A 22,040-nucleotide genomic window follows, 5' to 3' on the forward strand; every position below is an offset into this window, starting at 1 on the left:
CGATGCCAGACGTCATTGATTTCGCGGTACGCCCGCGGTTCAGCGACCGCGCGTCCCTGACCGTCGACGACGGCGTGGTGCGCATCGAGGACGGCACGTACCGCGCCGAGTTCCCGGCGCGCGCCGCCGAAACCCCGGACCTCACGCGCCTGGCGCACGGCGTGCCGCCGCAGCAGCTGCTGTCGGAGGTGGGCGGCTGGCTCGGGTGCGGTGAGCGTGAGGCGCGTGCGGCCGTCCAGCGGCTGTTCAGCACCGGCCTGCTGGTCGACCCCGACGCCGCCCGGCAGGAACACGTGCCCGGGGCGTACGTGGCGTGCAGGCTGCTCGACGTGTTCCGCCGCCGGTTCCCGGCCGCGGTCCGCGACGCGCCGCTGCTGCGCGCCCTGGCCGAGGGCCCGAACCCGGGGCTCGCGCTCGGGTTCCTCGTGGAGACCTACTTCGTCGTGCGGAGCGCCCGCTGGTCCAGCGAGCCGGTGTTCCGGCACGACATGACCGGCGCCCAGCGCGCGGCGCTGGAGGATTTCCGCGACTCGGAGTCCGGCCACGGCGAGCTGCTGCTGAGCGGCTTCGCCTTCGCCGGTCTCGACGTCGACGTCCTGCGCCGGGCTCCGGAGGCCGTCGAGACGATGGCCTACAGCCACGCCTACGGCGCCTTCGCCTGGCAGGGCGTGGCGCAGTTCGCGGCCGCGCTCGTCCTGCCCGAGGTTCCGGCGCCGCGGTCCGGCGGGACACGGTCGGGCGACGACGTACTGGACCTGCTCGCCCGCGACCACGGCGTGCCGGACCGCCTGATCAAGGTGTTCCGCGCGCACGAGGACGACGACGTCGAGGGCGACCACGCCGGGCTGCCCGCGTTGCTGCTGTCCGAGGAGCGTCACCTCACACCGGCCGTTGTGGAGCACCTGTTCGTCGTCCTGCGGCAGATGATCGACCTGTACCGGGGGCATCTCGACGCGGTGCACCGGCGGTACGCGCGGTGGACACCCGACGCGGCGGCGGCACGGCTGCCCGACAACGCGTTCCGGGTCTGAGCCATGACGACGACGAGCTTCTACGATGGCCTCCTCGGGACCGTGTACGCCAATGCCATCGCCGACCAACGCTTTGTCGAGGACGACGTGTTCACCCAACTGGTCGCCGGCGCCGACGGCCCGGCCCTGGAGCTGGGCAGCGGCACCGGACGCCTGATGCTGCGCCTGCTCGCCGCCGGGCACGACGTCGAGGGGCTGGAGATCTCCGACGAGATGACCGACGTGTGCGTCACCGAGGGGAGCCGCCTCGGGCTGCGCCCGGTGGTGCATCGCGGCAGCTTCGCGCCGCTCGACGCGTCGCTGCGCGGATACGCGGTGATCTTCTGCCCGCTCAACGCGTTCAGCTTCATCGTGGACGACGCCCTCGCCATGACCGCGGTGCGCAGCTACGCCGCCGCGCTCAAGCCCGGCGGCGTCCTCGCACTCGCCGGTTCGGCCGGTGAGGACACGCTGCGCGACGGCACCGGCTGGACCCGGCGCCCCGACGTGCCGGTAGCCGAGGCCACGCTCGCGCAGGTCGAGGAGCGACGGACGCCCGACGCCGACGGCCGGTGCCTGCGGATCGAGCGGATCATCCGGATCGTCGGCCCCGACGGAACCGTACGGCGGACACAACGCGGGACACAGCTGCGGCGGTTGCGCCCGATCGCCGCGCTCGCCGAGATGTTCGCCGACGCGGGGCTCGACGCGCTGCACGCCTACGGCACCGACGCCGACCACATTCTCACCGGCCGCAAGGGATGAACCACACCACCATGTCCACCGATGTCACTCAGGTCCGCCGAGGCGCCGCCGCTGTCTTCCTCGTCGCGGTGTTCGTCTCGGCCGTCGGCGACGAGATCGCCGCCATCGCGGTCATGTTCCACCTCGCCGAGACCGGGCGGTCCTTCCTCGTCGCCGCGCTGCTGGTGCTGCAACTGGTGCCCGCCGTACTGCTCGCGCCGCTGGCCGGCCAGCTGCTCGACCGGCGCGACGCCGGACGGATGCTCGCGCTGGTGTCCGGAGTCCAGGCCGTCGTCGTGCTGGCCATGAGCGCCTGGCCGAACACGGCCGTCCTGCTCGGCGGCTCGACGCTGGTCGGCCTGTGCGCGGCCGTGTCCACCCCGGCGGCGATCGTGCTGATCCCGCTGCTGGCCGGCGAGGCCTTCCCGACCCGGGCGAACGGACTGCTGGAGGTCAGCCGCTCGGCGTCCACGCTCGCCGGGCCGGTCGTCGGTGGGGTGCTGGTGGCGAGCATTGGGCTCCGTCCGGCACTGCTGGTCGACGCCGTGTCCTTCGCCCTCGCCGCGGCCGCGATCGTGCTCATCAAGGTGCGCCGCCCGGTCGACGACGACGGCCGGGTGTGGTGGACGGGCGCGACCGACGGCATCAAGTTCCTGGCCCGCCAGACCGACCTGCGCACCATCCTGCCCATCGTGGTCATCACCGTTTCGGCCAGTTCGATGGTCAACGTGGCGCTGGTGTTCCTCGTCAAGGGGCCCCTGCACTCGGGCGCCACGGCCCTGGGCGTGCTGACCGCGGCGTGGGGCGTCGGCGCCCTGGTCGGCGCCGCCCTCGGATCCCGTCGCGAGTTCCGGACCCCCGAACGTGTCGTGCTGGTCGGCGCCGGCGCCATGGGCGTGGCGATCCTCGCGTACGGACTCGTCAATGCCGTCGTGCTCGCGGTCGTCGCGGCGCTCGCGGCGGGAGCGGCCAACGCCTACCAGAACATGGGCATGCGTACGGCCGTGCAGATCCGCACCCCGAATGAGCTGCTGGGCCGCGCGCACGCCGCGGCGGGTTCGATCGTCAACTCGTTCTTCCTGGTCGGTTTCGTGCTCGGCGGCGTCTTCGCCGCGGGCAACCCCCGCGCCACGTTCATCGTCTCCGGCGCGGTCACGGTCGCGGCGGCCGCCGTCGGTCTCGTGCTCATGGCCGCCCGGCGCGCGACCGTGCCGCAGGACGGCGCCGCCGTGCTCCCAGGAGATCTCAATTGATCTCCTCCTCGCGCCGCGGCGACGTCGGCGCCGCGGTACGCGTGGTCCCCGACAGCCCGTACAGCGCGATCTGCGTGGTGGTGGCCCGCGGCTACCTCGACGACCCGGTGTCCGGTGCGGGCCTCGCCCACCTCTTCGAACACGTGTGGTTCGCGCACGAGCTCGACGCGCCGACCGTCGAGTGGGGGGAGACCCGCGAGCACGCCGTCGTGCTGCACCACGTGTGCCCGCCGGAGGAGGTTCCGGCGGTCGTCTCCGCCCTGGCGCAGCGGCTGTGGCGCTGCCGCGCCGCCCTGCCCGACGTGATGGCGCCACGCGTCACGGCCGCGCTGCGGCTCATCGCGCTGGAACGGCGCACCGGACGGGAACGGCGGGTCTTCGGGTTCCCGCGCCGGGACATCGCCCGGGCGCTGCGCGGCGACCCCGACTTCGATCCTGTCGCCGTCGACACCGACGGTCTGCGGTTCGACGACATCACCTCCTTCCTGACCGGGCGTCGCCTCGCCGTGTGCGTCGCGGGACCGCAGACATCGCCCCTGCCGTCGCCCGAGGACCTGCTGGCCGCCTTCGCCGTACCGCCCGACCAGGACGGACCGGCACCGGCACCGGCTCTGACGCCGGCACTGGCCGGCGGCTGGACCGTCGCGACCGACGACGTCGAGGCGAGCGCCGCCGCCTGGCTTCTTCCGCTCACCGTGGACGTCGCGGCGGCGGCCTGGCTCGCCATCGGTCTGATCGAGCGATGCCCGCCACCGGCCGGGCTGCGGTGGGTGTCGGGGCGGGTCGTCTCCCCGTTCGGCGCGGCGGCGGTGCGCGGCGGTCACCTGTTCGCGGTCGCCGCCGGCCTGGCGGACGGACCCGCTCCGGATCTCGTCCACGATCACCTGCTCCCGTTGCTGCGCGGCGACCTGGCGCGGTTCGACGCGGTGCGCGCCACCACCGACGCGACCCGGATCGAGGCCACCGACCAGGCCGCCATCGACGCGATCGACCTGATCGGCCCGGCGACCGGTCACGACGCGGTACGGCACGCGGTCCGCGAGGCGTCCACGGACACGATGCGAGGCTTCGCCGAGCTGCTCGCCGAAAGCCCGCACGCGGACTTCCGCGCGCACGCCGGGTCCCGGCGGTGACGGCTTGGGAGCGCCGCGACGGCGACCGCAGCGTGCGGTACGTGCACACCGGCGACCCGCGGCCACGCCTGCACCTGCGCGCCGACGGCGCCCCGCCGGACGGGCCCGTGGTTCAGCTCATCCACGACGCGCTGACCCTCCCACGGGTCTGGACCTTCGGCGCCCGCCTCGGTGAGGCCGTCCCACTCGTCGACCACGGCCGCGTCATCGGCGTGGACGTGACGATGCCGGAGCTCGACCCGGCATGTGTCTGGGAGCAGGCGGCGCGCCTGCACGACGCCGTGCGACCGGCCCCGGTGTTCGACGAACGGGCCGGGCGTGCGCTGGAGCGGGCCGCCGCCGCGTCCGTCGAAACGTCGCACCACCTCGCCACCCTGGCCACGCGCTTCGCCCGGCCGGGAACCCCTGACCGGATCCACGCGGGGCGGCTCGTCGCCGACGTCGTGCACGCCGCCCGGCGGCTGCTCGAGGAGCCCGCAGCGGCTGTGCCGGTCGGCGTGGCCGTCACCGCGGCGCTCGGGCCGGGCACCGTGGCGTCCGGCGAGGACCCGGCGGTCGGCCTGCGCCGGCACCGCAGGCCACCGGCGTGGCTTGAGGTCGGCTCACCACGCGCGGATCTGGCCTATCTGCAGGTCCGGCGTGCGATTCCGCCGGTCGGCACGGTACGGGAGCTCGCTGCGGTCCTCATCGCCAACCAGGTGGCGTTCGGTCCGTACCACTCGGCGCTCGACGACGTCATACGGTCCCGTGCGGCGGTGAGCTACCTGTGGGACTGCGTGACGGACCTCGCCCACGGCGAGTTCGTCATGCTCGCCGCACCGGACGCGGCGACGGCCGACCACGTGGTGTCACTGATTCACGCGGCGCACACGGACGCGGCGCGTCCCTCGGCACGCCCGGTCGAGGACGCCAGGCGCATCGTATGGACCCAGGTGCTGCGCCGTCTCGCGTCGACGAACTCCCTGCTGCTCGCGCACGGAGAGGCGCAACGTTGCGGCCTGCCGGTGAACCTGTGGGCGGCACTGTCGGCGGCGCTGCGGGATGTGACCCTCACCGAGGTCGACGCGGCGGTGCCCGGCGTGTACGCCGAGCCGCTCGCCACCACCCTGGTCGTGCCGGTGCGGCCGGACGTTCAGCCGGCGTCCACCGCCCCGGCGGCGTAGGCGACGTCGAGCACCGCGACCACGTCGGCCGGCAGCCCGCCCTTCCCCCGCCACGCGTCGAGGCTCAGAACCGCGCCCACGGCCAGGTCGCCCAGCGCGGTGAGCAGCGAAAGCGACGACTGCCGCGGCGCGACGCGGAACGAGCGGCCGTTGGCCGCCACGATCACCGTTTTCGGGTCCGCGGCGTCGGTCGCCCAGGAGACGGGCGTGCGCTGCGCAGCGCGTACGCCCGTCGTGCGCAGCCAGTCGGGCGGTGTGCGCTGAGGGAGGTCGGGGAGGATCTCGAAGTTGGCCGTGCTGTGCCGCGTCACGCTCCACTGGTGCACGGCGGAGGTGGCGGCCGCGGCGGCGGCGCGTCCGAACGTCAGCGCTTCCGCGGCCAGCTCGCGTTCCGTGGCGCTCCATCGCGGCGTCGGCGCGCCGAGCCCGGCGCGGGCGAAGGCACCGGCCCACACCGGCCCCATGTCGCGGAAGTTGTGCGTCGCGAGATGCAGGCTCAGCGACGGCCGTCCGTCGGACTCGCCGCAGTGCCAGTAGGACGCCGGCCAGTAGAGCACGTCGCCCGGCACGCCGGTCAGCCGCAGCGGCGGCGTGTCGACGGCGTCGGGCCCGATGCCGAGCGCGACGTACTCGTGCTCCGGGTCGCAGCCGTCCGGCGCGTGGCCGACGAGTGTCTCGAACGGCCACAGCAACATCGTCTTGACGCCTTCGGCCACGTACAGGAAGACGTCGGCGGTGTCCTTGTGGATGCGGGTCGGCCCCGACGCGTACGAGCCGGCGACGATGAAACAGTCCGAGACGCCGGCGGGAAGCCCGCGCTCGGTGCCGCGCAGCCGGACGAACACGTCACGGGCGAACCGGTACAGGTCGGCGGAGTGCGACTGTGCCGAGTTGGCCACCACGCTCCAGCCGACGTTCAACGACTGTGACACCCGTCGCGCGTAGGGGCCGAACTCGGACTCGCCGGGACCGGGGAGGCAGTCGCCGAGCTCCGCCGTCACCCGTGGCACGGTGAAGACCTTGACGTCGTCGGGACGGCGGTGGGTCCCGGCGCGCACGGCGGCGCCGATGCGGCGCAGGATGCCGTAGGTGTCGACCGCGTCGATGCCGTCGAGGCCACGCAGGACGCAGGGGCCGTGCCCCCAGTCCGGCGGCAGCCGATCGAAGTCGAAGACCGGGACGGAGGCGGTGCGCCCGGTCACAACGCCCTGGCCGGCGCCGCGGCGGGGCGCCGGTACTCCGCCGATCCGGACCGCTCGACGAGGCCGAGGTCCGCCAGCAGCCGCCGCAGCCGCGCGACGTCGTCGCCCGCGTGGGAGAGGATCGCGTTGACCTCACCCTCGGTCAGGGTCTGATCCTCGGGCAGGAGGCTGGCGAGGGCCCTCGCGATCACATCGAGGTCTTCGGAGCGCTTCGGCAGGTCGACGATGCGGCCGTGGGCGAGGTAGCGGCGCAGCGGCGACTCCGGTGGGATCGCCTGGCACAGCGCGGTCATCTCCACCACCGAGTCGCCGACCCGCCCCAGCGAGGCGATGTCGGCGATCAGCGCGTCACCCTCGCGCCGCAGCACGCCGGCCTCGACCAGCCGCATCACATCGCGGGACAGGCTCTTGACGTCCAGCTCCAGAGCGCGGGCCAGCTCCGCCAGCCGCACCGCACCGGACTCCTTGTTCATCGTCACGACCGTGTTGACGATGGCCAACCGCCGGTCGTTGGACAACGCCAGCAGAATTTCAGAGGCGTCACTGAGGATGGCGGAAGTGGCGCGGGACCCCGATTTAGCTGCGGCAGACATGGGTCGACAGTTTACCAGTTGCCGAATCTCTTTCAACGAAAGATGATTCATAAATGGTTATCCTCAGCGGGCGGTCGTCGGCGTGAAATTCCGGCGGCTTGGGCGCAGCGGCCTCGTGGTCAGCGAAATCGCCTACGGCAACTTCCTCACCCACGGCTCACAGGTCGATGAGGAAACGGCGATCGCCTGTGTGCGCGCCGCGCTGGACGTCGGTGTCACCACCTTCGACACCGCTGACGCGTATGCCGGAGGACGTGCCGAAACGGTGCTGGGACGGGCTTTGGCCGGTGAACGCCGTGAAGGACTCGAAATATTTACCAAGGTCTACTTTCCGACCGGGCGCGGCCCCAACGACAGAGGCCTGAGCCGTAAACACATCATCACGTCGGTCGAACGGTCGCTGCGCCGCCTGCGAACGGATCACATCGACCTCTACCAGGCCCACCGATTCGACCACCACACCCCATTGCGGGAGACCATGAAGGCGTTCGCCGATGTGGTTCGGTCCGGCAAAGCCCTATATATAGGCGTATCCGAATGGACGGCCGATCAGATCCGGGCCGCGCATGTCCACGCCCGCGAACTCGGCGTGCCGCTGGTGGCCAATCAGCCCGAGTACTCGGCGCTGTGGCGGGTCATCGAGGCCGAGATCCTGCCGGCCTGCCGTGAGCTCGGCATGGGGCAGGTGGTCTGGTCGCCGATCGCCCAGGGCGTGCTGACCGGCAAGTACGCACCCGGCGGCGTGGCTCCCCACGGAAGCCGGGCGTCCGACCGTGACGGCGGCGGCGCACTGAACATCCAGGGCTACCTGCGCGACGACGTCCTTGAGCGGGTGCGGTTGCTTCGCCCGCTCGCGCGCGAGGCCGGGCTCACCATGGCGCAGCTGGCGGTGGCGTGGGTGCTGCGCAACCGCGACGTCGCCGCCGCGATCGTCGGAGCATCCCGCCCCGACCAGCTCACCGAGAACGCGGCGGCGTCCGGCGTCACACTGGACTCCGGCCTCGTCGCCCGGATGGACGCCGTGCTCGCCCCGGTCGCCACCGTCCGCCTCGACCGTCATCCCTGAGAACGCGGGGCTCCGCTAAGGGCTGTGGCACCGGTCACCGAACGATTGGTCGCCGGAGGTCCGCGTCCGGCACGGGTCTCACCGGTGCGTGACATCCGGCGCGGACAAGCCGGCCGGGTCGAGGTCCTCGCTCGACGGATTATTTTGGACCAGGTTCATTTCTGAACCCGGTCCATGTACGCTGTTCGCTGTGATCGCAGAGGAGAAACGAGCCCAGCGCAGGGCCCACATCGCGGACGCGGCGATGCGGCTGTTCGCCGAGCGGGGGTTCGACGCGGTAACCGTCAACGAGGTCGCCGAGGCGGCCGGGGTCGTCAAGGCGACCCTGTTCAACTACTTCCCGACCAAGGAATCCCTGGTCCTGCACGTGCTCGACGACGATCTCGCCCGGGTGGTCACCGAGCGCGCGCCGGGCCGCACGCCGTTGCGCGCGTTGCGCGAGCACTACCACGGCGCCGTCGCCGAGCCCGCGGGTTCCTACGTCCCCGAGCTGCGCACCATGGTGCGGGTCATTCAGCAGAGCCCCGCCCTGGTCGCCGGTGTCAGCCGCTTCCGCGGCGAGCAGGCCGCGGCCCTGGTCAAGGTCCTCATCGAGGAAGGCGAACCGGACGGCATCCGCGTCCGGCTGATGGCCGCGCACATCGTCACCGCGGTCGGCACCGTCCAGGAGACGTTCTTCCAGCGCCTGACGGACGGCATGACCCCACTGGCCGCGGGCAGGCTCGTCGGCGGCGACCTCGATCTCGCGTTCGACCTGCTGGAGCGGGCCTTCGGCGGAGAGGAGAAGTGATGCGCGTACGAGGAGTCACCTACGAGACCGGCTTCCTGCCCGGCAACGCCAGCCGTCCGGAGTGGCACCCAAAGGCGGTCGAACGCGACATCCGGGTCATCGCCGACGAGTTGCACTGCACCGCCGTGCGCATCACCGGCGGCACGCCGGAACGGCTCTCGCTCGCCGCGGAACTCGCCGCCGCGGCGGGCCTTGAGGTGTGGTTCTCCCCCTTCCCCGTCGACCTGGGCGCTTCCGAGATGCTCGCCCTGTACGCCGACTGCGCCCGGAGAGCCGAGGCCGTCCGGCGGGCGGGTGCCGAGGTCGTCTTCGTTCCCGGCTGCGAGACCAGCGCCTTCGGCCACGGGTTCCTGCCCGGGGCCACCTACGGGGACCGGCTGACCGCCATGGCCGGCGCGGACCTGGCCTGGTGGCAGGGGATCGGCCCGGTGATGGAGCGCTTCAACGCCTTCCTGGGTGAGGCGGCCGCGGTGTCCAGGAAGCACTTCGGCGGCCGGGTGACGTACGCCGCGGGTCCCTGGGAGTTCGTCGACTGGGCCCCGTTCGATCTGGTCGGCGCGGACGCCTACCGGGCCGCGTACAACGCCGCCGGCTTCTCCGACGAGCTGCGCGGTCTTTTCAGCCACGGCAAGCCGGTGGCCGTGACGGAGTTCGGCACCTGTCCCTACACGGGCGCCGGTGACCGTGGCGGCATGGCCTGGGAGGTCCCCGCGGGCGCCGTCCGCGACGAGACCGAGCAGGTCCGCTACTTCACCGAGCTGACGGACGCCTTCGAGGAGGCGGGCGTCGACGCCTCCTTCTGGTTCACCTTCGCCGCCTACAACCGCACGGGAGGTGCCGCCCTCGGCTCCTACGGCCTCGTCGAAACACTGGATCCGACCACCTGGAAACCCAGGGAGGTCTTCCACACCATGGCCGCCCGCTACGCGAATCCCTGACGATGTCCGCGCGCTCCGCCCCTGCGGGGGCTTTTGACATCTCCTATAGGTAACCGCTATCTATTTGCCAACCGTCAGGGGGTGGAGTGCAGGACGCGGTGCTGGCGATGCTCGCCAAGGAACCATCACACGGGTACCACCTGCGTGCCCGGCTGCGGCGGAGTCTCGGCCCGCTGGGCGAGTCGATGAACTCCGGTCAGATCTACGTGACCCTGACCAGGCTGGAGAAGGCGGGGCTCGTCGTCTGCGAGCGGGCTGACGGGCTTCCCGAACGGCCCGAGCGCAAGGTCTACGCGCTGACACCGGCCGGGCAGCGGCGGGTGGCCGCCTGGCTGACCGAGGTGGGCTGGCCGAAACCCGACCTGGCGGAGTTCCACCTCAAGCTCGCCGCCGCCGCGGCGGCCCGGCTGGCCGACCCGATCGAGCTGGTGGCGGCGCAGCGCCGCGAGCTGCTGCGCCGTCTGCGTGAGGTGCAACAGGCGGCGCTGGCCGAACCGGCGGGAACGGGCGCCGGCCTGCTGTTGGAAGGCCTCGTGCTGCGGTTGCGGGCCGACCTGCGCTGGCTGGACGCCTGCGAACGGGCCTGGTCCGGGGCCGACGACGAAGTCGAGGGTGGATGAACGTGTCAGACGTCGTGGTCCGGGCCCGTGGCCTGGTGAAGACCCACGGTCAGGGGCAGAGCCGGGTCCGCGCGGTGGACGAGGTCGACCTGGAGGTGCCCCAGGGGCAGACGCTCACGGTGATGGGGCCGAGCGGTTGTGGAAAGTCCACTCTTCTTCACCTGCTGGGAGGCCTGGAACGGCCCACCGGTGGAGAGGTGTGGGTGGCCGGGAGACGCGTCGACACGCTGAGCGAGCGAGCGCTGGCGCGCATGCGGCGCCGTTCTGTGGGGTTCGTCTTCCAGGCCTTCCACCTGGTGGAGGAGTTGTCCGCGGCCGAGAACGTGGAGCTGCCCGCGCTGCTGGCCGGACGCTCACGCCGCCAGGCCAGGCGGTGCGCGAACCTGCTGCTGGAACGGGTCGGGCTCGCCGACCGCGCCCGGCACCTGCCGTCCCAGCTGTCGGGCGGGCAGCGCCAGCGGGTCGCCATCGCCCGCGCGCTGGCCAACGAGCCGCTGGTCGTCCTGGCCGACGAGCCGACCGGCAACCTCGACACCGCCGCGACCCTCGACGTGCTGAGAATCTTCGAGGAGCTGCGTTCCGCGGGACAGACCCTCGTGATCGTCACCCATGACGAACGGGTCGCGGCCACGGCGGACCGGCTGGTCTCGATGCGCGACGGGATGTTCGTCGACGACACCCGGCTGGCCGCCTCCCACCCGCGCGGACTCGGCGGGCTGATCGGACTGGGGGACTGAACGTCGTGGGCTCCGCCGTACTCGTCGTGCGTCTGGTGTTGGCCGACCTGCGCAGGCACAGGGTTCAGGCCGCGATGCTCCTGCTCGCGGTCACGGTGGCCACCGCCACGATGGCGCTCGGCCTGTCCCTGCGCGGGGTGAGCGACGCGCTGTACGAGCAGACCCGGGAGGCCAGCGCCGGACCGGACGTGGTGGTGCTCTCCGGTGAGACGGGTCCCGGGGTGACCTCGGCCCTGACCTCGCTGGCCGACGCTCCGGAAGTCGTCGCCCACCACGGCCCCTACCGCATCGTCTACGCCGACCTCACCGCGCGCGGTTCCACGTCGTCCCCGGTGGTGGTGCACGGCTTCGCCGAGACACCCGGGGCGCTCGACCGGCCACTGGTGACCTCGGGGCGGTGGGTACGCCCGGGCGGCACGGTCCTGGAGCGCGGCTTCGCCACCGCGCTCGGCGTCGGTGTCGGCGACCGCGTCACCATCGCGGGCTGGCCGTACCCCGTCGTCGGGATCGCCGTGACCTCGGCCACCTCCATCTACCCCTGGGCCGCGCAGATCGGCCCGTACGGCGGACCCAGCGACTACAGCGGCCTGGCCTGGATGACCCGCTCCGACGCCCGGGCGCTGGCGTCGTCCCACGACCTTCCGGTGACCCTGGCCCTGGACCTCAAACTTCGTGACCCCGCCGCGACCGAGGCCTTCCGCGACGCTCACTCCGCCTCCACCGCCAGGGTCAACTTCCACTCCTGGCAGTTCAAAGCCGAACAGGACATGGTGATCCTCAGGAACAGCCAGCCGATCCTGGTCCTCGGCGGCTGGCTGCTCAGTTTCCTGGCCGTCACCGGGGTGGCGGCGCTGGCCGCGGGACGCGCCGTCGAGCAGACACGCCGGGCGGGGCTGCTCAAGGCCGTCGGCGCCACCCCGGGGCTGATCGCGACCGTCCTGCTCACCGAGTATCTGGTGCTGGCGCTGGCCGGCGACGCGCTGGGACTGGCGATCGCCCGCCTGACCGTGCCCGCCGTCGCCAGTCCCACCGCCAGCAGGATCGGCACCGCCGGGCTGACCGGCGGCACCGTCGCCACGGCGACGGTCCTCGCCGTGGTGGTGGCGGTGCTGTCCACGCTGGGCCCCACACTGCGGGCCATGCGCACGGCGACGGTCACGGCGCTGGCCGCCACCGCGCACCGGCCCCGCCGCCGCCCCTGGATCACCGCGCTGTCGGCGCTGCTGCCCACCCCGCTGCTGCTCGGGGTACGGCTGACCGCCCGCAGGCCTGGCCGCGCCGTGCTGCAGGCGTGCTCGACCGCCACCACGGTGATCGCGATCGTCGCCGTGCTGACCCTCAACGCCCAGCCGGAGAGGGGCTACGGCCTGGACGGTTCCTCCGTCCTGCCCAACCTGCGGGGCGAGCACGACCGCGGGCTGATGCTCGTCGTCACCATCCTGCTGATCGCCCTCGCCGTCGTGAACACCGTCACGTTCACCTGGACCACCGCTCTGGAGGCCCGGGCGAACATGGCCGTCGCACGTACACTCGGCGCCACCCCGGGGCAGATCTCCATGGGGTTGGCCGCCGCCCAGCTCCTGCCCGGCCTGCCCGGTGTCGTCGTCGGCGTTCCCCTGAGCATCGGCATGCTCTCCCTCTTCACCGCCAGGAACGCGGTGGAGACCCCCTTCCTCTGGATGGTGGGCGCCGCGCTCGCGACCCTCCTGGCGACGGCGGCGCTCACCGCGCTGCCCGCGCGCCTGGCGGCCCGCAGGCCCGTGGCGCCGACCCTCAGCGCCGAGACGACGTGACCGGACCCGGCTCCGGGCTCAGCCGGAGACGAAGGCGGCCCGGTGGTCGGCCGCCCAGGTGGCGAACGTGCGGGGCGCACGCCCCAGCACCCGCTCGACGTCACCGGTGAGCCGGGCGTTGCCGCCCCGCGCCACCGTCCGGGAGCCGTCGACCGCGATGTCCGCGAACCCGGGATCCACTCCGGCGGCGATCAGGCTCTCGCGGTAGACCTCCAGCGGCACCTCGACCGTTCCGACGGTCCGCCCGAGCGTCTCGCCCAGCGCCTTCGCCATGTCCGGGACGCTGAGCAGTTCGGGCCCGGTCAGTGTGAGGACGGCCCGTACGTGCTCCTCGGACGTCAGCGCCGTCACCGCCACCTCGGCCACGTCCCGCGGGTCGACGACCCCCTGCCTGCCGTCGCCCATCGTGTTCGGCACCGGTTGTCCCCGCAGGACCCGGGGAGCCCAGCCCAGGGCGTTGGAGGCGAAGCTCGACGGCCGCAGGATCGTCCAGTCCGGCCCGCCCGAGCGCAGCGCCCGCTCCCCGGCCAGATGCCAGTCTCCCACCGTGACGCCTTCGCGTTCCTCTCCCGTGCCGATGGCCGAGACCTTCACCACCTTCCGCACCCCTTCGGCCCGTGCCGCCGTGATCATCGCCTCGTCGTGCCGGGCGACCCACGGGCCCGGAGCGCTGAGCAGGAAGAGCGCGTCGGCACCGCGTACCGCCCCGGCCAGTGACGCCGGATCGTCGAAGTCCCCCCGGACGACCCGCACCCCCGGTGACCTCTCGATCCTCGCCGGTTCCCGCGTCATCGCCAGGACGCGTTCCCCCCGGCCCGCCAGCAACCGGACCACCTCACCGCCGACCGTGCCCGTGGCACCCGTGACAAGAATCATGCGCCAACCCTGACGCCCCGCCCACCGGCCCCTATAGGAATTTTCGGCACGCCTGCCCACCCTGTGCCCCGGCTAGCGTGAGGTGGTGAGCATCGAGGTCCCGATGGCCGTGCCGTACGGCCTGCGGTCGCTGGTCAGGGCGGTGAGCGCGCTGCGGGCGGACGATTCCGTACGGGGAGGGCGGCTCCCGCTGGTGCACGTCCCCGAAACCGACACCTCCCTGGTCTTCCGGACGACCCCGGCGGGGCGCGGCGACCTGCTCGTGGTCGGCCCGCGTACCCGCGCCTCGTACCACGCGGGCAAGGACATCCCGTACGGCCTGCGGTTGCGGCTGCGTCCCGGCGCCGCCCGGCCGTTGCTCGGCGTCCCGGTGAGCGAGGTCGTGGACCGGGTGGTCGGCCTCGGGGAACTGTGGGGCACCTCCTCGGACCGGCTGGAGGAGGCGCTGACGGAGGCGGCCGGTGACGACGGTCTCGTGCTCGGGCATCTGGGGGCCGCGCTGTCCGCCAGGGTCCCGGCGGACGGGGCGCGGGGCGCGCTGGTCCGGGCCGCGGCCCGGGCACTGCGCGGACGTGGGGGCGGACGGCACGAACCGCTGCCCGTCATCGCCCGCCACCTCGCCGTCAGCGAGCGGCACCTGCGCGACCTGTTCGCCGACGCGGTCGGCCTGTCACCCAAGCACTTCGAACGCATCGAACGTCTCAGTGAGGCACTCTCCCTGGCCCGTGCCGACGGTCCCCGCTGGGCCCGCCTGGCCGCGGCCACCGGTTACTACGACCAGTCCCACATGACGGCCGAGTTCCGTACGTTGATGGGCGTCACCCCGGCCGCCTTCTTCGAGGGCCGCCTCCCCGCCCTCCAGCCCTGCTGACCTCTCGGCCCCCGCCCGTGTTCCTTATACACCGCGTATATACCCCCGGTATATAGTCGGGCTCCATGACAGTCCCCTTGGCCCTCCTGGGCCTTCTGGATCGTGAGCCCAGCTACGGGTACGACCTGAAACGCGCCTACGACACCTACTTCGGCAGGGGCAGGCCGTTGCCCTTCGGGCAGGTCTACTCGACGCTCGGCCGCCTGGCCAGGGACGGCAAGGTCACGGCCGGTCAGAGCGAGCCGGGTGACGGCCCCGACCGCAAGCGTTACGCGATCACCCCGCTCGGCAGCCAGGAGGTGGAGGTGTGGCTCGCCGAACCGGTGGCGGCCGAGCCGTTCCTGCAGACCGTTCTGTTCACGAAGGTCGTGCTGGCCCTGCTGCTCGGCCACGACGCGCAGGGCTACCTCGACGCCCAGCGCGCCACGCACATGCGGCGCATGCGCGAACTGTCGGAGATCAAACGCGGTGACGCCCTCGTGGACACCCTGCTGGCCGACCACGCCCTGTTCCACCTTGAGGCCGACCTGCGCTGGATCGACGTGACCACGGCCCGGCTCGGCGCGCTGGCGGAAACGGTGCGCAACGCATGACCGCCGTCATCGACGCCGTTCCCGTTCCGGGCCCGCTGCTCGAGGCCCGTTCCGTGGACCGCGCCCACGGCCGGACACCGGCGCTGCGCGCGGCGAGCCTGTCCGTGGCGGCGGGGGAGATCCTGGCGATCATGGGGCCGAGCGGTTCAGGCAAATCCACCCTTCTGCACTGCCTGGCGGGCATCCTCACCCCCGACACGGGAGAGGTCTGGTTCGACGGGCGGAGGCTGGACCTCCTCAACGACGCCAGGCGTTCCGAGCTGCGCCGTACGGCGTTCGGCTTCGTCTTCCAGTTCGGCCAGCTCGTGCCGGAGCTCACGGTGGCCGACAACGTCGCGCTGCCGCTGCTGCTCGGCGGAACCCGGCGCAAACAGGCCTACCGGCGGGCGGGGGAGGCACTGCTGCGGCTGAAACTGGACGACCTGGGCGAGCGGCGCACCGGTGAACTGTCCGGAGGGCAGGCGCAACGGGTGGCGATCGCCAGAGCCCTGGTGACGCGGCCCAAGGTGATCTTCGCGGACGAGCCGACCGGCGCGCTCGACTCTCTCTCCGGCGAGCAGGTCATGGAACTGCTCGTCGGCCTGGCCCGCGAGGAGGGCGTGACCGTGATCGTGGTCACCCACGACGCCCGGGTCGCCGCCTGCGCGGACCGGGAGGTCATGGTGCGCGACGGCAAGGTCACCGACCCCTACGCGAGCGGGGCCGTCCGATGACATTTCTGCTCGGCCTGCGGCTGTCGCTGCGCGGCGGCGGGCAGTCCGCCGTCAGGCTGACGCTCGTCACCGTCGCCGTCGCGATGGGGGTGACGGTGCTGCTGGGCACGGTGGCGCTGTTCAACGCGTTCAGGACCACCGCGAACCGCCCGTGCTGGGAGTGCACGACCGGCTCCGCGCCAAGCGGCTGGGCGCTGGGCGCCACCCAGGGCGCCGTGCTGTGGAACCACCGCCGGGACATCTACGCGGGCCGCCCGATCAAACGGCTCGACGTCGCCGTCCTCGACCCGGGGACGGCCACGCCGACCGTGCCCGGCCTCTCCGCCCTGCCCGCAGCGGGGCGGTACCACCTCTCACCCGCGCTCGCCGAACTGGTCGACGCCGTACCGCGCGAGCAGCTCGCCGACCGCTTCCCGGGCACCCGCGCGGGCCTGATCGGACCGGCGGCGCTGTCCGGCCCCGACGATCTGGTCGTCGTCGTGGGCCGTACCCCGGCGGAACTGGCCGCCATGGCCGGAACCACGGCCGTCGACACCGTCGCCACCGCACCCGCCGACGACGAGACCACCGCCCTGTACGAGCACGGCTTCGGCATCGCCGCGGTCGGCCTGATCTTCCCGCTGCTCGTCCTCATCGGCACCGCCACCCGCCTGGCGGCGGCCCGCCGCGAGACGCGTTTCGCGGCGATCAGGCTGGCGGGCGCCACCACGCGGCAGATCAACGCGATCGCGTCGGCGGACGCGGCGCTCGGCGCGGCGGCGGGCGCGATCGCCGGCGTCCTCCTCTTCCAGGTGGTGCGGCCGGTCCTGGTGGACGTCACGGTCACCGGCTCCCGTTTCTTCCCCGAAACGGTCGCACCGACCGGGCCGCAGTACGCCGCCGTGCTCCTCGGAGTGCCGCTCGCCGCCGTCGGTGCCGCCCTGTGGTCGCTGCGCCGGGTGCGGGTCACGCCGCTCGGTACGGCGCGCAGGGCGCGGGCGTCCGCCCCGGGATGGTGGCGGACGCTCCCGCTGCCGGCCGGGCTGGGGCTGTTCGCAGGTCCGGCGTTCGCCAAGGGCGGGGACCCGAACACGGTGCTCGTCGACGTGGGCCTGGCGCTGACCATGGTCGGCCTCGTGGTCGCCGGGCCGTGGCTGACGCTGCTGGCCGCGCGACTGACCGCCCGCGTCACCTCGGGCGCGGCGACACTGCTGGCCGCGCGACGGCTGGCGGCCGACCCGAAGGGCGCCTTCCGGTCGGTGAACGGAATCGTGCTGGCCGTCTTCATCGGCACGGCCGTCGCCGGTGTCGTCCCCGCGGTCGTCTCCGGCCAGAAGGCGGCGGGCGGCGGCACGCTGAACGAGGTCATGCGGGCCTCCTTCGGGTACGGCGAGGCCACCGACGGCCTGCCGCTGCCGCCGGACACGGCGGCCGGGCTGCTGGCCGGGATACGCGCCCAGCCCGGCGTCACCGTGCTGCCGGTCTACCGCAGGACCGACGCGCCGCCCAGACCCGACGGACCGCCGCCGTGCGACCCGGGCCCCGGCTGCCGGCCCGACTTCCTGCTCGGGCACGTGGTCGGCTGCGACGCCCTGACCGGTTTCCCGGCGCTCGGCCGGTGCGCCCCCGGCGCCCGCGAGGTGAGGGCCGACTTCAACCGGCTGCTGACCGGCGACAACATGCTCTCCGTCGATCGTCACCTGCCGATCGTGGACACGGAAAACCCGGACACCTCCGCCACCTCCGCGGCCCTTCCCCTGGCGGCGGTGCTGGTCCGTGTGGACGACCCGGCCGTCCGTGAACGAGTCCGCACGCTGCTCACCCCGTACGTCGCCGCCTCCGGCGGTACCGAGACGCCGCAGACGTTCGCCGAGGTCGCCCAGACCCGCGCGGTGCTGCTGGAACAGGCGGAACGCGCCGCGCTGGCCGTCGTCTCGCTGACCCTGCTGGTGGCGGGCTGCGGTCTGCTGGTCTCGGTCGCGGGAGGGGTGGTCGAGCGCAGGCAGCCGTTCACCCTGCTGCGGCTGGGCGGCACGCCGACACGGACCCTGTCCAGGGTGGTGCTGCTGGAGACGGCGGCCCCCGTGGTACTGGCCGCCCTGGTGGCCGCCGCCGCCGGCTTCGGCGTGGCCAAGCCGTTGATCGACCGGCTGGCGATCAGGAACGCGTCGGTGGCGCTGCCGGGGCCCGCCTACTTCCTGACCGTCGGCGGCGGGTTGCTGGCCGCCCTGCTGGTGATCCTCGCCGGCCTGCCACTGCTCAGGCGTGTGACCGCGCCTGACAACGCCCACTTCGAACAGGACCCCCGATGATCATCACACGTGTCCGGCGGCTGGCCGTACCGCTCGTGGCCGCGCTGACCGGCGCGCTTCTCGTGGCGGCGCCCGCGCCGGTGCGGGCGGAGGAGGGCCGCTACGCCGCCGACGTCAGGCGTACCGAGTACGGCATCCCGCACATCCAGGCGAAGGACCACGGCGGTCTCGGCTACGGCTACGGCTACGCCTTCGCGCAGGACAACCTGTGCGTCATGGCCTCGTGGGCGCTCACCCTGCGCGGCGAACGTTCGCGGTACTTCGGCGCGGAGGCGATGTCGGACGACCCCATCGACCCGGTCTCCAACCTGGCCAGCGACGTGTACTACAAGGGGATCCAGGCGTCGGGCACGTTGCGCCGGATACTCGCCCGGCCCGCGCCGCACGGTCCTGGCGCCGAGCTGCGCGCCCTCGTGGACGGCTACGTCGCCGGGTTCAACCGGTACCTGAGCGAGACGGGTGTGGACCGGCTGCCCGACCCCACCTGCCGGGGCAAGGAATGGGTCGGGCCCATCACGGCCACAGATGTCTGGACCAACCTGCTCGACCTCGCCCGGCTGGGCGGCGGCTCCTCGTTCAAGGAGGCCATCGCCGCCTCGGGACGGACGTCGGAGCAGGGAGAGGACCGGCCGGTCAGGAGAGGGCCGTCCGCCCCGGGCAGCAACGCCTACGCCATCGGGCGCGAGGCAACCCGCGACGGTACCGGCATGCTGCTGGGCGACCCCCACTTCCCGTGGAACGGCAGCCGCCGCTTCTACCAGGTCCACCTGACCATCCCGGGCGTGCTCGACGTGTCAGGCGGCAGCCTGTACGGCACACCCATGGTCCAGATCGGCCACAACGCCACCGTGGCCTGGACGCACACCGTCTCCCACGCCCAGCGGTTCACGCTGTACCGGCTCGAACTGGCGCCGGGCCTGCGCACCTCCTACCTGGTCGACGGGCGGCCGGAGCCGATGGGCAGGCAGGAGGTTTCGGTCACCGTCCGGGACGCCCGAGGCGGGACCCGCGCCGTCACCACCACCCTGTACACCTCCAGGTACGGCCCGGTGCTGGCCACCGGCTGGACCGGGAAGGAGGCGCTCGCCCTGGCCGACGTCAACGCCGCCAACCTGCGATTCGCCGACGAGTGGCTGGCCATGGGAGCCGCCCGCGACCTCACGGAACTGCGCCGGGTACAGGACACCTACCAGGGCATGCCCTTCGTCTACACGCTCGCCGCCGACTCCAGGGGCGAGACATACTTCGCCGACGCCTCGGTCGTACCGCATGTCACCGACGAACAGGCCGAACGCTGCCGTGCCGGGGACGACCCCGAGGCGCTCGTCCTGGACGGCTCCACGTCGGCGTGTCTGTGGGGCCGGGACGCGGACGCGATCGAGCCGGGCGTCTTCGGCCCCGCCGCCCAGCCCAGGCTGACCCGCGCCGACTACGTGACCAACGCCAACGCCAGCCCCTGGCTGACCAATCCGAAGGCCCCGCTCACCGGCTATCCGCGCGTCTACGGTGACGTCCGTACCGAACGGGACCTGCGCACCCGGGTCGGCCTCGACATGGTCGCCCAGCGGCTTTCGGGCGGCGACGGGCTCGGCGCCCCCGGCTTCACGCTGGAGACCCTGCAGCGGACGGCCGTCGGCAAGCGCAACCTGAGCGCCGAACTGCTCCGCCCGGACCTGCGCGCGCTGTGCCGGGCCAGGCCGGTGATGACCGCGAGCGACGGTGGGAAGGTCGACGTCCGCCGGGCCTGCGCCACGCTGACGGCCTGGGACGGACGGGCCCGCCTCGACAGCCGTGGTGCCGTCCTGTGGCGTGAGTTCCTGCGGAACCTGAACCGCCCGCACAGACGGTCAGAGGCGGCTGACTCACGGAAGAGCTGGTGGAAGGTGCCGTTCGACCCCGCGCACCCGCTCACCACGCCACGCGGACTCGACGTCGCCGACCCGCTGGTGGCGACCGCGCTGGCCGACGCCGTACGGTTCTTCACCGCCAACGACCTCCCGCTGACGCTCACGCCGGGTCAGGCCCAGCGCTACGGCGCCGTCCCGGTGCCGGGCTGTACGGAGGGGGAGGGGTGCTTCGACCGGATTCGCACCGGCGGCCCGCTCGGTGAGCAAGGGCGTTACCCGGACGTGGACACCGGCTCCAGCTTCCTGATCGCCGTGGAGCTGACCCCGGCCGGGCCGCGCACCCGTACCGTGCTGACGTACTCGCTGTCGGCCAACCCGGCCTCGCCGCACCACACCGACCAGACTGAGCTGTTCTCCCGCGGCCGGTGGGTGACGGAACGGTTCACCGAGGCCGAGATCAGGGCGTGTCCGGAGCTGACGACGACGTCGTTGCGGCAGGTCCCAGGTCCCTGACGAACACGATTCCGTCGTTGTCCGCCAGGTGGGCCGGGTCCAGGGGGAAATAACCGAAATATGGGGACACGCGGGGGGTGAGCCGTGTGTCCCCGAGGGCGGAGACCAGGTCACGGGCGCCGACGACGGACCGCTCCTCGGGGAGCCCGTACAGCAGGCTCTCGACGGTCTCCGGCGGAGGGGTGCCCACCCCCCGGTGCCGGATCGTGCCGAGGGCCGTCGCGAGGAAGGCGTACTCCTCGCCCAGGCGCGCGCTCACGAGGGCGCCCGCGCTCCACCACTCCAGATGCAGGGCACCCAGCCGCATCGTGCTCCGCTCCCGCTGGAGATGACGGTTGTGGGCGTGGACCAGCACCGGCCCCCGCTCGGCGAGAGCGAGGAGGTTGGCGGCCATCATCGCGTCGCGCAGGCCGATCAGTCTCGTCATCCGGCCCGGCGAGGTGTCGGCCATCCAGGAGTGGTAGAGCAGCAGGCCGGTCGCGGTGCGCCCGTACAGACGCGCCCGCTCCCACTCCTCCCGCGAGGACGTCGCGATCAGGGACGGTGTCTGCGCGTCGAGCAGGGCGACCAGGTCGTCGGCGAGCAGCCGCAGCCGTACGGCCTCCTCCGACCGCCCGACCGAGTGGGACGGGTCCATCATCGCGGCGGGGTCGGTCCACCGTTCGTCGGCGCCGAGCAACCGGTCGAGTGTCTCCCCGGTGCAGGCCAGCAGGTCGGCGTCCACCCGGGCCGCGAGGTACGAGTGAAGCGCGGTGAGGGCGGGCCGGGGACTCGCGGCGCCACCGATCTCCAGCGGGCCGTCGAACCCGGCGAAACGCAGCTGTTCGGCGGCGGGCCTGCCTTCGTTGTGGGCGCGCATCCGGCGCACGAGTTCGCGGTTGGCCGGGGACGCGCCGAAGCCGTGGCTGAATCCGCGTTCCATGACCTCGTCGAGAGTGCCCGCACCCCCGGTGACGTAGTCGTCGACGACCAGCCCCGCCAGGCAGTCGCTCTCGATCGCGATCGTCCGGTAGCCCTCCTGCGTGACGAGCCGCTCGAAGAGGTCGTTGCGCAGGTCGAGCAGAACGTCCTCGCCATGGGTCGGCTCGCCGAGGGCGAGCAACCGAGGCCGGGAGGGGAACAGCCCCATGACGGACTCCACGGGACGCACGACGCCCCTGACATCAGCAACCATGCCTTAAACGGTATCGTTGAACCTTACGTTGAGGCTTTCCGTGAAAACAACAAGTAGCTGATGATAAACCCTCAAAGCAGGCCCAGGTGCTTTCGATTCCCTCCCCTGGACAGGGCGTGG

At 72.6% G+C, this 22,040-nt stretch carries 20 protein-coding genes; 16 read left to right on the forward strand and 4 right to left on the reverse strand.

What is annotated here, in order from left to right:
• The first annotated feature begins 2 nt into the window (after nt 1-2).
• The 5 genes from ACFYY8_RS17325 to ACFYY8_RS17345 are packed head-to-tail and all read left to right on the forward strand — an operon-like array spanning nt 3 to nt 5,303.
• Nucleotides 3-1,031 (forward strand): hypothetical protein, encoded by a 1,029-nt coding sequence (locus tag ACFYY8_RS17325; protein WP_390041788.1) that lies wholly within the window; start codon nt 3-5, stop codon nt 1,029-1,031.
• Nucleotides 1,032-1,034: 3 nt separating this feature from the next.
• Entirely contained in the window at nt 1,035-1,775 is a 741-nt protein-coding gene (locus ACFYY8_RS17330; protein WP_390041790.1) for a class I SAM-dependent methyltransferase, read from the forward strand.
• An 11-nt stretch (nt 1,776-1,786) separates the two neighbouring features.
• Nucleotides 1,787-3,007: an MFS transporter gene (locus tag ACFYY8_RS17335; protein WP_390041792.1), complete on the forward strand. Its 1,221-nt coding sequence runs from the start codon at nt 1,787-1,789 to the stop codon at nt 3,005-3,007.
• Complete coding sequence (locus tag ACFYY8_RS17340) at nt 3,004-4,140, forward strand: hypothetical protein (protein WP_390041794.1); 1,137 nt, start codon at nt 3,004-3,006, stop codon at nt 4,138-4,140. Before ACFYY8_RS17335 ends, ACFYY8_RS17340 begins: the two co-directional genes overlap by 4 nt.
• Nucleotides 4,137-5,303 (forward strand): hypothetical protein, encoded by a 1,167-nt coding sequence (locus ACFYY8_RS17345; RefSeq protein ID WP_390041796.1) that lies wholly within the window; start codon nt 4,137-4,139, stop codon nt 5,301-5,303. The genes ACFYY8_RS17340 and ACFYY8_RS17345 overlap by 4 nt, the downstream gene beginning before the upstream one ends.
• On the opposite strand, the gene ACFYY8_RS17350 is transcribed toward ACFYY8_RS17345, so the two are convergent.
• Complete coding sequence (locus tag ACFYY8_RS17350; protein ID WP_390041798.1) at nt 5,273-6,505, reverse strand: hypothetical protein; 1,233 nt, start codon at nt 6,503-6,505, stop codon at nt 5,273-5,275. The two genes, ACFYY8_RS17345 and ACFYY8_RS17350, sit on opposite strands and share 31 nt — an antisense overlap.
• Nucleotides 6,502-7,098 (reverse strand): DUF2087 domain-containing protein, encoded by a 597-nt coding sequence (locus tag ACFYY8_RS17355; RefSeq protein ID WP_390041799.1) that lies wholly within the window; start codon nt 7,096-7,098, stop codon nt 6,502-6,504. Before ACFYY8_RS17355 ends, ACFYY8_RS17350 begins: the two co-directional genes overlap by 4 nt.
• 82 nt (nt 7,099-7,180) lie before the next feature.
• Between ACFYY8_RS17355 and ACFYY8_RS17360 the strand changes: the two genes are divergently transcribed.
• The 6 genes from ACFYY8_RS17360 (at nt 7,181) to ACFYY8_RS17385 (ending at nt 13,042) form a co-directional block, all read left to right on the forward strand.
• Nucleotides 7,181-8,164 (forward strand): aldo/keto reductase family protein, encoded by a 984-nt coding sequence (locus ACFYY8_RS17360; protein ID WP_390041800.1) that lies wholly within the window; start codon nt 7,181-7,183, stop codon nt 8,162-8,164.
• Nucleotides 8,165-8,354: 190 nt separating this feature from the next.
• A complete protein-coding gene (locus tag ACFYY8_RS17365) occupies nt 8,355-8,954 on the forward strand; it encodes a TetR/AcrR family transcriptional regulator (protein ID WP_390041801.1) in 600 nt (199 codons plus the stop codon).
• A complete protein-coding gene (locus tag ACFYY8_RS17370; protein WP_390041803.1) occupies nt 8,954-9,892 on the forward strand; it encodes a hypothetical protein in 939 nt (312 codons plus the stop codon). The genes ACFYY8_RS17365 and ACFYY8_RS17370 overlap by 1 nt, the downstream gene beginning before the upstream one ends.
• A gap of 86 nt (nt 9,893-9,978) precedes the next feature.
• On the forward strand, nt 9,979-10,512 hold the full coding sequence (locus ACFYY8_RS17375) for a PadR family transcriptional regulator (protein ID WP_390041805.1): 534 nt from the start codon (nt 9,979-9,981) through the stop codon (nt 10,510-10,512).
• Nucleotides 10,509-11,249 carry an ABC transporter ATP-binding protein gene (locus ACFYY8_RS17380; protein WP_352013437.1) on the forward strand — a complete coding sequence of 247 codons (741 nt, stop codon included), beginning with the start codon at nt 10,509-10,511 and terminating at the stop codon, nt 11,247-11,249. Before ACFYY8_RS17375 ends, ACFYY8_RS17380 begins: the two co-directional genes overlap by 4 nt.
• A 26-nt stretch (nt 11,250-11,275) precedes the next feature.
• The gene (locus tag ACFYY8_RS17385) at nt 11,276-13,042 is read left to right on the forward strand and encodes an FtsX-like permease family protein (protein WP_390041807.1); all 1,767 of its coding nucleotides are present in this window, start codon (nt 11,276-11,278) and stop codon (nt 13,040-13,042) included.
• Nucleotides 13,043-13,060: 18 nt separating this feature from the next.
• Here the strand turns inward: ACFYY8_RS17385 and ACFYY8_RS17390 are convergent, their stop codons facing one another.
• The gene (locus tag ACFYY8_RS17390) at nt 13,061-13,918 is read right to left on the reverse strand and encodes an SDR family oxidoreductase (RefSeq protein WP_390041808.1); all 858 of its coding nucleotides are present in this window, start codon (nt 13,916-13,918) and stop codon (nt 13,061-13,063) included.
• Nucleotides 13,919-14,003: 85 nt separating this feature from the next.
• On the opposite strand from ACFYY8_RS17390, the gene ACFYY8_RS17395 reads away from it, so the two are divergent.
• From ACFYY8_RS17395 to ACFYY8_RS17415, 5 genes are all read left to right on the forward strand, one after another.
• A complete protein-coding gene (locus ACFYY8_RS17395) occupies nt 14,004-14,789 on the forward strand; it encodes a helix-turn-helix domain-containing protein (RefSeq protein WP_390041810.1) in 786 nt (261 codons plus the stop codon).
• Between the two features lie 65 nt (nt 14,790-14,854).
• Nucleotides 14,855-15,382, forward strand: coding sequence for a PadR family transcriptional regulator (locus tag ACFYY8_RS17400; RefSeq protein ID WP_390041812.1), 528 nt, complete (start codon nt 14,855-14,857; stop codon nt 15,380-15,382).
• Nucleotides 15,379-16,095 carry an ABC transporter ATP-binding protein gene (locus ACFYY8_RS17405; protein WP_390041814.1) on the forward strand — a complete coding sequence of 239 codons (717 nt, stop codon included), beginning with the start codon at nt 15,379-15,381 and terminating at the stop codon, nt 16,093-16,095. Before ACFYY8_RS17400 ends, ACFYY8_RS17405 begins: the two co-directional genes overlap by 4 nt.
• The gene (locus ACFYY8_RS17410; RefSeq protein ID WP_390041816.1) at nt 16,092-18,386 is read left to right on the forward strand and encodes an FtsX-like permease family protein; all 2,295 of its coding nucleotides are present in this window, start codon (nt 16,092-16,094) and stop codon (nt 18,384-18,386) included. The genes ACFYY8_RS17405 and ACFYY8_RS17410 overlap by 4 nt, the downstream gene beginning before the upstream one ends.
• The gene (locus ACFYY8_RS17415; protein ID WP_390041819.1) at nt 18,383-20,746 is read left to right on the forward strand and encodes a penicillin acylase family protein; all 2,364 of its coding nucleotides are present in this window, start codon (nt 18,383-18,385) and stop codon (nt 20,744-20,746) included. The genes ACFYY8_RS17410 and ACFYY8_RS17415 overlap by 4 nt, the downstream gene beginning before the upstream one ends.
• Here ACFYY8_RS17415 and ACFYY8_RS17420 read toward each other — a convergent pair.
• A complete protein-coding gene (locus ACFYY8_RS17420) occupies nt 20,691-21,920 on the reverse strand; it encodes an erythromycin esterase family protein (protein WP_390041821.1) in 1,230 nt (409 codons plus the stop codon). The genes ACFYY8_RS17415 and ACFYY8_RS17420 overlap by 56 nt on opposite strands.
• Between the last annotated feature and the right edge of the window lie 120 nt (nt 21,921-22,040).

It is taken from the genome of Streptosporangium sp. NPDC001559 (genome assembly GCF_042893955.1).
Lineage (GTDB): Bacteria > Actinomycetota > Actinomycetes > Streptosporangiales > Streptosporangiaceae > Streptosporangium.

Bases quoted from the DNA above. Each gene is read 5' to 3' on its own strand.
- ACFYY8_RS17325 (WP_390041788.1), top strand. From the start codon at position 3: ATGCCAGACGTCATTGATTTCGCGGTACGCCCGCGGTTCAGCGACCGC.
- ACFYY8_RS17330 (WP_390041790.1), top strand. From the start codon at position 1,035: ATGACGACGACGAGCTTCTACGATGGCCTCCTCGGGACCGTGTACGCC.
- ACFYY8_RS17335 (WP_390041792.1), top strand. From the start codon at position 1,787: ATGTCCACCGATGTCACTCAGGTCCGCCGAGGCGCCGCCGCTGTCTTC.
- ACFYY8_RS17355 (WP_390041799.1), bottom strand. From the start codon at position 7,098: ATGTCTGCCGCAGCTAAATCGGGGTCCCGCGCCACTTCCGCCATCCTC.
- ACFYY8_RS17370 (WP_390041803.1), top strand. From the start codon at position 8,954: ATGCGCGTACGAGGAGTCACCTACGAGACCGGCTTCCTGCCCGGCAAC.
- ACFYY8_RS17380 (WP_352013437.1), top strand. From the start codon at position 10,509: ATGAACGTGTCAGACGTCGTGGTCCGGGCCCGTGGCCTGGTGAAGACC.
- ACFYY8_RS17390 (WP_390041808.1), bottom strand. From the start codon at position 13,918: ATGATTCTTGTCACGGGTGCCACGGGCACGGTCGGCGGTGAGGTGGTC.
- ACFYY8_RS17400 (WP_390041812.1), top strand. From the start codon at position 14,855: ATGACAGTCCCCTTGGCCCTCCTGGGCCTTCTGGATCGTGAGCCCAGC.
- ACFYY8_RS17405 (WP_390041814.1), top strand. From the start codon at position 15,379: ATGACCGCCGTCATCGACGCCGTTCCCGTTCCGGGCCCGCTGCTCGAG.
- ACFYY8_RS17410 (WP_390041816.1), top strand. From the start codon at position 16,092: ATGACATTTCTGCTCGGCCTGCGGCTGTCGCTGCGCGGCGGCGGGCAG.
- ACFYY8_RS17415 (WP_390041819.1), top strand. From the start codon at position 18,383: ATGATCATCACACGTGTCCGGCGGCTGGCCGTACCGCTCGTGGCCGCG.
- ACFYY8_RS17420 (WP_390041821.1), bottom strand. From the start codon at position 21,920: ATGGTTGCTGATGTCAGGGGCGTCGTGCGTCCCGTGGAGTCCGTCATG.